The organism is Lacihabitans soyangensis (genome assembly GCF_024343775.1).
GTDB classification, from domain to species: Bacteria; Bacteroidota; Bacteroidia; order Cytophagales; family Spirosomataceae; genus Leadbetterella; species Leadbetterella soyangensis.
Window position 1 is genome coordinate 171,058 of the sequence record NZ_RJUF01000194.1, and the last position, 12,589, is coordinate 183,646.

At 37.5% G+C, this 12,589-nt stretch carries 11 protein-coding genes; 9 read left to right on the plus strand and 2 right to left on the minus strand.

The annotated features are described in order from the left end of the window. Window positions 1-35: 35 nt before the first annotated feature. Window positions 36-1,028: a polysaccharide deacetylase family protein gene (locus tag EGI31_RS23955; RefSeq protein WP_255039729.1), complete on the plus strand. Its 993-nt coding sequence runs from the start codon at window positions 36-38 to the stop codon at window positions 1,026-1,028. Between the two features lie 116 nt (window positions 1,029-1,144). Here EGI31_RS23955 and EGI31_RS23960 read toward each other — a convergent pair whose 3' ends face one another. Further along, window positions 1,145-2,122, minus strand: coding sequence for a zinc dependent phospholipase C family protein (locus EGI31_RS23960; RefSeq protein ID WP_255039730.1), 978 nt, complete (start codon window positions 2,120-2,122; stop codon window positions 1,145-1,147). A gap of 408 nt (window positions 2,123-2,530) precedes the next feature. On the opposite strand from EGI31_RS23960, the gene EGI31_RS23965 reads away from it, so the two are divergent. The 8 genes from EGI31_RS23965 to EGI31_RS23995 all read left to right on the plus strand — a co-directional run bounded on the left by EGI31_RS23965 (window position 2,531) and on the right by EGI31_RS23995 (window position 11,376). Next, window positions 2,531-3,088, plus strand: a complete 558-nt coding sequence (locus EGI31_RS23965) for a hypothetical protein (protein WP_255039731.1) — start codon at window positions 2,531-2,533, stop codon at window positions 3,086-3,088. 3 nt (window positions 3,089-3,091) lie between these two features. Further along, window positions 3,092-3,418: a nucleotide pyrophosphohydrolase gene (locus EGI31_RS23970; RefSeq protein ID WP_255039732.1), complete on the plus strand. Its 327-nt coding sequence runs from the start codon at window positions 3,092-3,094 to the stop codon at window positions 3,416-3,418. A gap of 126 nt (window positions 3,419-3,544) precedes the next feature. Further along, entirely contained in the window at window positions 3,545-4,438 is an 894-nt protein-coding gene (locus EGI31_RS23975) for a hypothetical protein (RefSeq protein ID WP_255039733.1), read from the plus strand. Window positions 4,439-4,442: 4 nt separating this feature from the next. Then, window positions 4,443-4,958, plus strand: a complete 516-nt coding sequence (locus EGI31_RS23980; RefSeq protein ID WP_255039734.1) for a DUF2480 family protein — start codon at window positions 4,443-4,445, stop codon at window positions 4,956-4,958. After that, complete coding sequence (pnuC, locus tag EGI31_RS23985) at window positions 4,951-5,607, plus strand: nicotinamide riboside transporter PnuC (RefSeq protein WP_255039735.1); 657 nt, start codon at window positions 4,951-4,953, stop codon at window positions 5,605-5,607. The genes EGI31_RS23980 and pnuC overlap by 8 nt, the downstream gene beginning before the upstream one ends. Before the next feature lie 534 nt (window positions 5,608-6,141). Further along, the gene (locus EGI31_RS23990; RefSeq protein ID WP_255039780.1) at window positions 6,142-8,697 is read left to right on the plus strand and encodes a PQQ-dependent sugar dehydrogenase; all 2,556 of its coding nucleotides are present in this window, start codon (window positions 6,142-6,144) and stop codon (window positions 8,695-8,697) included. Between the two features lie 324 nt (window positions 8,698-9,021). Further along, the gene (locus tag EGI31_RS25515) at window positions 9,022-9,246 is read left to right on the plus strand and encodes a nicotinamide mononucleotide transporter (RefSeq protein ID WP_374760711.1); all 225 of its coding nucleotides are present in this window, start codon (window positions 9,022-9,024) and stop codon (window positions 9,244-9,246) included. 336 nt (window positions 9,247-9,582) lie between these two features. Beyond that, window positions 9,583-11,376 carry an ArnT family glycosyltransferase gene (locus EGI31_RS23995; protein ID WP_255039736.1) on the plus strand — a complete coding sequence of 598 codons (1,794 nt, stop codon included), beginning with the start codon at window positions 9,583-9,585 and terminating at the stop codon, window positions 11,374-11,376. Between the two features lie 137 nt (window positions 11,377-11,513). On the opposite strand, the gene EGI31_RS24000 is transcribed toward EGI31_RS23995, so the two are convergent. Continuing rightward, on the minus strand, window positions 11,514-12,587 hold the full coding sequence (locus EGI31_RS24000) for a mannose-1-phosphate guanylyltransferase (protein WP_255039737.1): 1,074 nt from the start codon (window positions 12,585-12,587) through the stop codon (window positions 11,514-11,516). Window positions 12,588-12,589: the final 2 nt, after the last annotated feature.

The window sequence follows — 12,589 nt, forward strand, 5'->3', positions numbered from 1 at the left end:
TCGGAATTAATATTCAACCCAAACATCAACCTTCAATGAAAAAGCTGCTGGTAATTTTGCTACTATTTTCTCAAAATATCTTTGCTCAAGAACCCACTTATGCCGAGAAATTGGGTTATCCGAAAGGCTCCAAAGTGCTTATTTTGCATATCGATGATGTGGGTATGTCGTATGATTCTAACCTGGGAGCCATAAAAGCCATGGAGGAAGGCGTGGCCAACTCATTAAGTATGATGATGCCTTGCCCGTGGATTCAAGATTTTTTCAAATATCTTGAAACCCATCCTCAAACTGATGCGGGTTTGCACTTGACGCTCACTTCTGAATGGAAAGGTTACCGTTGGGGGCCATTGATGGGTAAACCTGCCGTTCCTGGACTGGTGGACAAACAAGGAGCTATGTGGCCAAGTGTAAGAGCCACAGCCACGAATGCTACTCCTGACGAAATAGAAAAAGAGATAAGAGCTCAAATAGACCGCTCACGCACCATGGGCTGGGAGCCAACACACCTAGACACACACATGGGGACGGTTTTTGCCAGAAAAGATTTCCTAGAAAGGTATCTGAAAGTGGCCATGGAAGAGAAAATTCCCGTGATGTTTCCGGGAGGACACAATTCGATGATTCTACAAACTGAAAAAGACGCAGGACTCACCATAGAAATGACCACGGCGGTGGGCAAACAATTGTGGGCAGCTGGTCTGCCAGTGATTGATGATTTGCATAATGTTTCTTACGGCTGGGGATGCCCAGATGGCAAAAAAGACTGTTCAGATGCTGAATTGTTGGCTTCTAAAACCAAGAAATATATAGAAACCATAGAAGCCCTAAAACCTGGCCTTACGATGGTAATTATGCACTGCACATGGCCCTCGGAGATATTTAAGTACATTTCTGACTCAGGAATTGTTCGAAAAAGTGATGCCATGACGATGATGGATCCAGTTTTTAAGAAATATTTGGCAGACAATAAGATTATATTGACTACTTGGCGTGAGGTGGGGAAGAGACGTAGGGAACTTAAGTAACAGCGATTTTTCAAATCGCTGAATACAGTGAATAATTACTTTGTTTTTTATTGTGAAAATTATAAAATGAATATTGCCCATTTGAATTCAACATGCGACTTAGCAAAATCGCACTACTAGTATTCCTTTTCCATGTATTGGTAAGGCAGCTGACCGCCTTGCCAGATTTTGACGTCCTTTTTGTACTGTTTATTGGTTCTTTTAAACAATTCTGGTTGTTCCATTGCCAATAAATCGGGCTTGCCGGCATCTACCCAGGCGGTATACCAAAAATTACTCACTTGTTGGATTGACTTCCGCATTTGTTTTTCTACCATACCGTTCAGCGATTTGTGTAACAATTCTGAGTATTCTTTGGTAAATACCCACTGGCCAAATTTGTTCTTTACCACTTTGCCGTCTTTGTCTTTTTCATAAAGTTGGTCGGCCGGGAATTCGCTTCTTAGTTTTCGGTCTATAGCCAAAAGTGTGTCCACTAGAATGTGTGTGTCTCTGATGATGTTCCAGATTTCGGCGTCCACGTTTGTAATATAGGTTGCTGGCCCAACTTTGAGGTTATACCCTTTGGCATACCGTTCTACCAAAAGTGCCTCCCAGTGTGCATGAATTCCTCTTTGGTTGGTCAATTGGCCGTCGTGGTTAGACGAAGTGTGAAGTGGCATGTGTGCGTCAGCTAGATAATGACCCAGTTCAGCGGCAGAAAACAAGGTTTCGGTGCGGCGACCATTTTTCATAGAATTCACCAAACTTTTGTAGGTATCGCTCATAAACCAAGGCAAATTCCCCCACTTTTGGAGACTTTTTTCATCCCATTTACGGGTGCGTATACTATCAAAAGGAATATCACCAAAGTCTTCAATATCAATAAAATGGCGAGGATTTTCGGCTTTGTCTTTCAGGTGGCTGTATTTTCTGACATCGGGTAGATTACCGCCCTCTGAGATGAAATCTATGTGACGGTAGAAAAACTGTGCTATGGGTTGCGGTAATGAAAATATGGCCGATTGATTGATGGCATAATGCCCCCACATACCCCACGAACTTAGAAATACTACGAAAAGAGTTGCCACCGATATTAAGCCTATTCGCTTCATGGAATGTTGTTTTTTAGTTTTGATTGAAGTATCAAAATTACGAAAAATATGATACGACTTACGTATTTCGATTTTTCAAATCGAAAATCAATGAAATGAAAGATGGCTAATGTTCATTTCATGGTTTTGAAAAATCGCTTTACGGTTGTTTTGTGTTTTGGTTTTTCAAAATGAAAAGTGGAGGGAATGAATTGGGTAAAATTGGTTTTTAGCGATTTGAAAAATCGCTTTACTTGTTATCTTTGTTCTTTGCGGTCTGTTGTGCTGCGAAAGGGATAGAGCCGGTACCCCACAGGAGCCGACGCTAGGAGGCGACGAGGAGTAAAGGCGAAAGCCCGACCCTTGGGCCTGATGCAATCGGACCAAGGGATTCGCCCAGATTTATTGTCAATTTAAACTACCGATGGTATGAAAAAATTATTGTTTTGTTGCGGTTTTCTGTTTACCGCTGGTGTTTTTGCTCAGGTTTTACCGAACGAACAGCAAATAAAAGAGGCGACGATGGCTTTGCCAGAAGCGGACAGGCCCAATGCGAAAATATGGGGCTACGATGCGGATGGTGAAATGGTGGTTTTGCAAAAAGGAGGTAGTGGATATATTTGTTTGGCGGATGATCCCAACAAAAAGGGTTTCAGTGTGTCGTGTTATCACCAAGATTTGGAGCCTTTTATGGCTCGTGGTCGTGCTTTGCAAAAGGAGAATAAGTCGTTTAAGGAGGTTTTTGACATACGTGAGGCAGAGGCCAAAAAGGGCAAATTGAAAATGCCGAAGAATCCATCGACTTTGCATATTTTGAGTGGAGAGAGTTTGGAAAAAGCCAATTATCGCTATGTGGTGTATATTCCTTGGGCAACGGCGGCTTCTACAGGTTTGCCGCTAAAGGAAGTGGTACCAGGAGCTCCGTGGATTATGGACCCGGGCACGCACAGGGCACATATCATGATTTCGCCACCTACAAAGAAATAAACAATGGACATAAAAGATGCACAAAGCATTGTAGATGAATGGATTAAAACTGTTGGTGTTAGGTATTTCAACGAACTCACGAATACGGCCATATTGATGGAAGAGGTGGGTGAAGTGGCCAGAATAATGGCTCGGCGATACGGTGAGCAGTCAGAGAAGGAGTCAGACAAAAACAAGGATTTGGGAGATGAGATGGCCGATGTGCTGTTTGTGTTGATATGTTTAGCGAATCAAACGGGCATAGATTTGAGCGAAGCTTTTGTGAAGAATTTGGAGAAAAAGACCATGCGAGATTTTGACAGACACAAGAATAACCCGAAGCTGGGGTGAGTAAACTGAGACGAATTTTATGGAAATAAGTAAAGATTAATAAATGAGAGGTTTTCAATTGTGAACGCACTGCATTCACAATTCAGTTGTACCCATTATCCTTGTAGAAAATTAGAAATATAGAAAATGCTAAAAATATTAATAAAATCCTTCCATCAAATATACCAAAAGCCAAAATTGGTTCTACTTCTCTATGCAGTAGGTTTCATATTGGCTATGTTGGTGGCCAGGCCGTTTTATGTAACATTTCTGAACGAGGCCAATACGTCTGTGGCTTTGGATAAGTTGATAGCCGACTTTGACTTTATGATTTTTACAGACTTTTTTCACCAAAGCCAGAAAGCTTTCAGACCATTTGTACCTCTGGTTTTTGTGCTGGGTTTGGTCTATCTGTTGCTCAATACCTTCTTTGCAGGAGGTACTTTAGATGCCACGGAACAAGACAAATTCAAGTTTCCACGTTTTTTTGAAGCCTCGGCACAGCATTTTGGCCGATTTGCCATGCTTTTGGTCTTTCTTTTTATCTTTTTAATGGTTTTGGTCTCTTTGGCTGGCATGTTTTTCTTCATTTTTGCAGCTATTGCGGAGGGTGGCTCAGAGAAAGACTACATTTTGTGGATGATTCCTCCTGTGCTTATTCTTGTGTATTTTATTGGTTTTGTGGTGATAATGGGCGATTATGGCAGAGTGATGTTGTTCAAATCAACAACACTTTCACCTTACAGTGCTTTTTGGAAGGCTTTCAGCTATATTTTCAAAAGGCCAACCACAATAGCACTTTTTTGGTTGATTATTGTTTTAGGTATTATACTCTCTGTGGTTTATTTGAGCATAGATAGTTTGATAGGAATGCACTCTGGGCTGACTATTTTTTTGATGTTTTTAGTGCAACAAGTTTTTGTTTTTGGCCGAACATTTCTAAAAATAAGTACTCAAATAGCTGCCAAAAACTATTTTGAAACAAGACCTATAGAGTTAGAAAAAGTAATTGTGGTAGCTGAAACTGCAGAAGAAAACTAAAAAAATGGAGGCAGAAATAGTAAATAAAGTGGCCAATAGTGGCCTGATATCATTTGATTTGGAGGATTATTTCCACCAAGGCGAGCGTGTGGTTTACGATATCAAGGAAAATCTTTTTATGGGATTGATTCTGAAAGAAAAAGATTTTAGAGAGTTCCTGAAATCAAAAGATTGGTCGGAATATAGTGGAAAAAATGTAGCGATCATCTGCTCTGAAGACGCTATAGTACCTACTTGGGCTTACATGCTCTTGGCCATTCAGCTAGAGCCTTATGCCAATATGGTGGTTTTTGGAAGCTTGGAAGACTTGGAGAAAAAACTCTATGAACAAGCTCTTAATGACCTGGATTTAGCCCAATTTAAAGACCAAAGAGTAGTAGTGAAAGGCTGCAGCAATGCTCAGATTCCGACCTATGTTTATGTAGAACTAACCCGAAGGCTCAAGCCCATTGTAAAAAGTTTAATGTTTGGCGAGCCTTGTAGTACAGTGCCACTTTTTAAATCCAAAGTAGTTGCCTAATCTTTTCGATATCAGAAACATCTTCTTCACCATTTGGGGCTATGAAATGAGCCATTTGGAATTCTGGGCTACGGTTTCGGGTGGCTTGGCAGTTTGGCTTTCTGTGAAAGAGAATGTTTGGTCTTGGATTTTGGGTCTTGTGAATGTGGTTCTTGCATCAATTATGTTTTACCAAATTCAGCTCTATCCTGATATGTTTCTGCAAGGTTTTTTCTTTGTGACGAACATCATCGGTTTTTGGTTGTGGAAATTCCCTAAAGTAGAAAATGCTAACCTGAAAAACGAACTGAAAATCACAAAATTGGAGCCTAAAACTTCTGCATTTCTAATTGTTGGAGGATTGATAGCCACTTATTTGATGGGTACTTTCTCTAAAAACCTCCACGATATATTCCCGAAACTTTTCAGTCTTCCGAGTGCTTTTCCTTACATGGATAGTTTTACTACCGTGATGAGCATTGTGGCCACGTTTATGCTCATGAAAAAGAAAGTAGAAGCATGGTGGATGTGGCTCGCCATAGATATTATCAGCACCTACATGTATTTCGTAAAAGACGTAAAACTTTACTCACTTCTATATTTCGTTTTCTGTATTATTGCTGTTTTTGGTGCAGTGGAATGGACTAGGAAGTGGAAACAAGGAAGTTAAGATTTGGGAAATCGGGATGTCTAATTGATTTTTTTAAAAAAAAGCATAATTTTAAGAGTTAAAAATCGGGTTCAGTTTTTTATTTCCAATTGATTGTAAGTCTTTTTAGCTTTGAGTACTTTCGACCTACTTAGCTGGCAAAATCTACCAGGATACCTAAACTTATTGAAATAGTACGAAAGAATTAGACATTGTAGGTAGCCAAGTAGTAAATAAATTATTCAAACTGACCCAAAATCTCAACAACCGATTCCTGATAGACGATTACTGTTGAATTCCACTAACTATTAAATGTACAACCTTAAATTTTTTTAAGATTGTACGTTAAATTAAACTACCCATAAAATTTTGAGTCCAAATTATCGTATTAGTATATAGAAACTTTAAAGGAGATACATTATTAAACTATTTAATTCAAAACTACTTATATTTTTTTTCATAGGTATTGTAAATTTTAATACTTCAAATGCCCAAGATTTACCTGTAGGCTTTGTTTCTGAAACTATTGTTAACCATAACGCTGGTTTAATTGGAATTGAGTTTGATTCTTTAGGCAGAGCCTATGCCTATGAAAAATCAGGGAAATTATGGTTTATTAAAAATGACACCATTTCTTCTACCCCTTTTTTAGATATAAGTTTTAAAACAGCCGAATGTTGTGAAAGCGGTCTACAAGGATTTGCTTTAGATCCCCAATACTTGCAAAATGGCTATATATATTTAGCATATGTTATAAAAGAAGATTCCATACCTGGCAACCAGCTTGCTCCCGCTCCTTCTGTTGGAAGAATTAGCAGATTTACGGTTATTAATCCTGCCTCTACCAACCCAATAGTGGATATGAATTCGGAATTTATCCTTATTGGCTCGAACTTTTCAAATGGATGGCCCATTACTTATATTGGACATGTAGGAGGAGCATTGGCTTCTGGTACAGATGGTTCACTTCTATTCTCTGCAGGCGATGGAGCATCCTTTGGTGATGATAACGGCTCGGACACAACTTCGTATTTCCAGAAATCCCTTGATATAGGAATAATTACTTGGGATCAAAACATAGGTTCACTTAGAGCTCAAGAACTAAATTCTTTGAGCGGAAAAATATTAAGAATAGATAAAAATACTGGGCTAGGATTACCAGACAACCCTTATTATGATGGGAATAACCCGGGATCATTTGCTTCAAAAACCTATGCTAGAGGTTTGAGAAATCCTTGGAAATTACTCAAAATACCTCATACAGGTTCTATTTCGCAGCCTGGTAAATTTTTAATTGGAGACGTAGGAACAAACGTAGCAGAGGAGATTAACATTCTTGAAAATCCCGGAGAAAATTTTGGTTGGCCTTACTTTGAGGGTATTGATTTTGAAGATATTAATAGACCCCCCTCGCCACCAGCTGTTTGGAAAAAGCCTGCTTTAGCGATGAGAGACGCTATTTTTGGAAATATACATGGAAACAAAACTGAAGTAGGAACAATTTCTTTGCCTGGCGATAACCTAAGTGGAAACGCCTCCATAGTTATTGGTGATTTTTATCATGATTTTGCTTCTTATCCGGAAATCTATCATGACAACTTATTCTTTGGAGATTTTGTGAGTAAAAATATTTACCGCACAAAATTTGATGCCAATTATAATCCAGAATTTATATATAAATTTGGTACTTTAAATGACCAAATCGCAGCCATTAGGACTTCCCCTGTTAATGGAGATTTGTACGTTTGTGTAATAGACTTATCAAACGCTACCTTTGGACAAATAATTAGAATTAAAGCCACAAATTCTAACTCAAACCCAATTTCAAAGATATTTTTGCCTGTTAATTATGGTACGTCAAGTTATATTATTTCACCTGATGCTAGCTTATCTTATGACCCAAATCCTAATGATAGTCTTTCCTATCATTGGGAACTATCAGATGGACAGACGAGCACTGGCCTAAAACCTTTTTTTAAAGTTGGAGACGCTAATAATTTAAACTATAATTTTATATGGTTAAAATTAAAAGTTACGGATTCAACAGGTGCTTTTTCGCAGGATTCTATAAAAATTCATTTTAATACGCAAAAGCCTACAGTTGATAATATACTCGCTGATCCCAATTTGAATGAGTATGTTGATCAAAACGCTAGCAATAGTGCTCAGTTTACTGCCGCTGTTATAAATCCTACATCTGAACCTCTAAATTATAAGTGGGAAGTTTATGACAGCCATAACGGCCATAGGCACTTGGTAAATGTGAGCACAGACGCACAACCGAATTTTTCTTTACCTAATATTACTTGTGAGTCAGGTGCCAGCTATTGGGCCTTGGTTAGGTGTACCATTACTTCTGAAAAAGGATTATCAGATACCAAAGATTTATTATTTAGTAAAAATTGTTGGGGAACAAATCAAACACTAACTTTTGCTAAACCGTTGGATACTACCTACAACGTAAACAGAATTAAACTTACGGCTTCGGCTACATCATTACTTCCGATTACTTTTTTTACTACTTCTGGTCCAGGTTCCATCTACAATGATTCTCTCCAGTTTATGTCGAAACCCGGTATTATTACCATTAGAGCAACCCAACACGGTCAGGAAAATGTCCATAACATAGCACCATACAAAGAGCAAAGTTTGATTGTAAGGAAACCAAGAGTAAATCAATCATTAAGCTTTAATTTAATACCAAGTGCAAATAAACCCGCTTCTAGGTTGAAATTAAATGGAACTACCAATACAACAGATAGTGTCAGATTTCTAGTAATTAGTGGGCCAGCTCATATAATAGGAGACTCGCTTTTTGTTGATACTCTTGGCAAAGAAATTACCTTAATAGTCTATGTTGCAGGAACAGACGAACTAAATTTCGGATTTACTGAAAAGAAAATAACAACTTGTTTTGACGAAATCAATTTAACAACTTCTACAACGAATATTGATAATCCCATAAAGTCGAAAACTTTTATAATTTCAAATCAGCACCTCATCGACAACTGGAAATATTTTGCCGGAAATGCAATAGAACTTTTACCCGGTTTTAAAACACAATTAGGTTCAGTTTTTGAGGCCAAAATAGCTGGTTGTGATGAGAATTAGGCTTCTAAGGGCAATACCTCGATATTAAACATATTGCTTGAATACTAGCAAAAATTACTCTATCGAACAGTTCGTCTCAGAAATAAAATATAGACCATTGATTTAAAATAAAATTCAGCTCTAACCCGACTTTTTCTACAAGGTTTTTTCTTCGTCACCAGCAATATTGGTTTTTGGTGGTCGAAATTCCCGAAAGAAGAAAATGCCAACAAAAAAATGGATTAAAAATCAAGCAACTATAACCTAAATCCTCTGAATTTTTTTTGGCTGGCAGATTGATAGCTACATATTTGATGGAGGCTTTTTCAAAAAAACTTACAAGATATATTCCCGAAATTATTCAGTCTTCCAAGTGCATTTCAGTTTAAGAACAGTTTCACTACCGTCATGAGTATTATAGCCACGTTTTTACTCATGAAAAAGAAAGTAGAAGCGTGGTGGATGTGGCTGGCCATTGACATCTTCAGTACTTATATGTATTTCGTAAAAGACGCGAAACTTTATTTACTGCTCTATTTTATTTCTGTATTATTACTTTTTTGGTGCTAGTTAATGGACTAGGAAGTGAAGGAAGGACCCTTTTAGCTTGTAACTCCTTTCTTGTTTCCAAACAAACAAAAGAATTCGTTAACAACCTTTCCAGAAATACTGTTCGTCTGAATCATCTAATTTTCATAGCTGAATTTTTCTTAATTTTTAGTTGATTTAATGGCATTTATTCTAATCCAAATTAGAAGCTAATTAGAATTTACTTAGAAATTCTAATCACGCTTTTCCATAAAAAAATAGCATTATAATTTCGGTTTAAAATCAGAATAAATTGATTTCCCTCTATTTGTTTATGGTTAGAATTATCCATAAACCTAACCTCTTTTAGGTTTATTAATGAAGACACTCGTTGAAAAAACGCTATTAATTGCAACATTCACATTTGTAGTTTTTGTATGCTTCTACAATCTTAATTTTTTGGCTGTAAGAGCGTACGACGAAGGCAGAAATGCAGTAAATGCTTTCGAGATGTATCTCAATCCTACATCATTTTTATACACTACATTTGACAATCAAATAGACACATGGAACACCAAGCCACCTTTGCTCATATGGCTTCAAGTACTCTTTATGAATATTTTTGGGCCTGGAGAATGGGCCATTCGTTTACCTAGTGCTCTGGCCGGGATTGGTATCGCTTTTATGATTCTTTGGTTTGTTAAAAAATCGATTGGATCAACTTGGGTGGTTCTAACCAGTTGGTGTTTATTATTCTCCAATTGGTTATTCACGGGGGTTCACGTTTTGAGAACAGGTGATTACGATGCCACTTTTACACTTTTTTCGTTGAGTTTTGTTTTTTGTTTTTATAATTATTCACAATCTAGGCATATCAAACCCTTGGTGATTTCGTGCATTTTCCTCACATTGGCGATACTTACCAAAGGTATTGCAGCTTTTTTTTTCTTACCAGGGATCTTTTTGTTCCTGATTCTCAACAAAAAACTGAAAGAAATTTTGCTTTCTTTGAATTTTTGGAAGGCTATCATCATACCGTTGGTTTTTGGGGTTGGGTATTATTTACTTAGAGAAATTCTAACGCCTGGTTATATTCATCAAATTTGGATTAACGAAATTGCAGGGAGATATACACAAGTAGAGAACCATGGCAATGTAAAACAATTCGATTACTATTTTCAGCTTTTGCGAAACAGTTTCGGACTTAAGGTACTGTCACTTGCTGCTATTTCGATTCCATTGTCGTTCCTAAATAAAAAATATTTGTCTTTTGTTACGTATTTAACATTACTCACCCTAACATTTTTTCTCATTGTTTCCACCTCAAAAACAAAACTTTTTTGGTACATCGCTCCTGTAACACCGCTCATTAGTATTCTGGCAAGTATGGGTATTTTCTTGCTATTCGAAATAACCAAGGACTTGGTTAAAATTAAGCTACCCGAAGTAATTTACTTTCTAGCGGTTGTGTTTCTACTTTCCTACCCAAATATTAAGTCAGTTATTAACGACCGACTAAAACCTAGGGAAACCAACATACAGCAGTATTCATTGGCTTATAAACTTCGAAAAGCTCAAAAACTTAACAAACCTTTATCAGAAGAATTCAAATACGTAGACTTTGATCTTTACAAACCTCACTATTTGTTTTATTCGTATTTGTCAAATCGCAAATATGATTTTAGTAATTTCAATGAAACAAATATTCAAAGTTTCGATAAAATCGCAGCAGATATTCCCGCCCTCAAAGCATACATTGAGAGCAATTTCCCAATAGTGAAAAAAGAAAAATTTGAAGATCTCATTTTTTATTCGATAGCCGAGTTTTCACATTCAAATGACGCTCGTCTCTTGCGTTTCCAAAAACACTGGGATAAAAATAAGGAAACTAAGCAAATAGATATCTTGAGAGACCCAAGTGATTCCACCAGTTATATTTTGATTAAAAACGAAGGTTTCAAGTTGGCCAGTTTAAGTTTATATTTTAGAAGAACAAACCCTGACCAGACATTTGAGTACGATGTAGTCCACCTTTCTGACAACTGGGATTATAAAAACCACGAAGGATATGATTTGAAATTTATAAAACTAAGAAACCCCGCCAGCCAATTGGAATTAAAAGGCCTTGATTCTTCAGGCAACGAAATGTGGGTCCAAACAAAACCTTTATAACCAACCATTAACCTAATTGGGCTAGAGAAAATTGGCAATAGATTACTTCCACCCTCAATAGTTAAAAAAACAAATCGAATTTAACAATTTTCAGGATTGGAGCTGAAAGTATATTTGGGAGACCTTACTTGTCAAAATCACACAAACTGCTTCCCGTAAGCTTCGGCTTTTGATACAAATTCTTTTACTTTCTGCTCGTCGTCTTTTTTACAAATCATCAAAACACCGTCAAATTCTGCCACTATGTAACCTTTCAAATCATTGATGACCACTAATTTATCTTTCGGGGTTTTTATGATACAATCCTCCACGTTGAATAACATCGCCTTACCATCTATCACGTTGTTGACTTCATCTTTTTCAGAATTTTCATAAACAGATTTCCAAGTTCCGAGATCCGACCAACCGATGTCAGAGAGCACAACATACACGTTTTCTGCTTTTTCCATCACGCCGTTGTCAATAGAAATTGAGCGGCATCTTGGATAAGCAGTGTCAAGAGCTTCTTTTTCTTTGTCGGTATAGAAATGTTTCTGGGCTATTCTGAAGGCATCAGCTACTTCTGGTAGGTGTGAATCAAAGGCCTTTGTGATTGATTGCAAACTCCAAACGAATATGCCACCGTTCCAGACGTAGTCGCCACTAGCGAGAAACATTTCGGCCAGTTCTAGGTTGGGCTTTTCTGTAAATGTCCTTACTTTTTTTACTTCATTTACGTCGGTGTCGTCAAACTGTATGTAGCCGTAGCCCGTGTCTGGCCTAGTTGGTTTTATACCCAATGTGACCAAAACATCGTATTTTGATGAAAAATCTAAAGCCAGATTTATTCTGTTCCTAAACTCTTCCTCTTTCAAAATAATGTGATCCGCTGGAGCAACAACTATTTGTGCATTGGCATTTTGCTTAGCTATTTTGTACGATGCATAAGCTATACAAGGTGCCGTATTTCTACGACTTGGCTCTAATAGAATTTGATCATCCGTCAGAAAAGGTAACTGAGTCTTTGTAATTTCAAAATATTCTGGAGAAGTTACAACATATATGTTTTCGTTTGGACAAATACCTACAAATCTGTCGGCGGTTTGTTGAATAAGGGTACGGCCCGTTCCCAGTATGTCGTGGAATTGCTTAGGAAACGTTTGACGACTGAAAGGCCAGAACCTGGTCCCTACCCCTCCTGCCATTATAATCAAGAAATTATTCGATGTCATGT

Coding starts and splice junctions, on each gene's coding strand:
- EGI31_RS23955 (WP_255039729.1), top strand. CDS start 36: ATGAAAAAGCTGCTGGTAATTTTGCTACTATTTTCTCAAAATATCTTT.
- EGI31_RS23960 (WP_255039730.1), bottom strand. CDS start 2,122: ATGAAGCGAATAGGCTTAATATCGGTGGCAACTCTTTTCGTAGTATTT.
- EGI31_RS23965 (WP_255039731.1), top strand. CDS start 2,531: ATGAAAAAATTATTGTTTTGTTGCGGTTTTCTGTTTACCGCTGGTGTT.
- EGI31_RS23970 (WP_255039732.1), top strand. CDS start 3,092: ATGGACATAAAAGATGCACAAAGCATTGTAGATGAATGGATTAAAACT.
- EGI31_RS23975 (WP_255039733.1), top strand. CDS start 3,545: ATGCTAAAAATATTAATAAAATCCTTCCATCAAATATACCAAAAGCCA.
- EGI31_RS23980 (WP_255039734.1), top strand. CDS start 4,443: ATGGAGGCAGAAATAGTAAATAAAGTGGCCAATAGTGGCCTGATATCA.
- EGI31_RS23995 (WP_255039736.1), top strand. CDS start 9,583: ATGAAGACACTCGTTGAAAAAACGCTATTAATTGCAACATTCACATTT.
- EGI31_RS24000 (WP_255039737.1), bottom strand. CDS start 12,587: ATGACATCGAATAATTTCTTGATTATAATGGCAGGAGGGGTAGGGACC.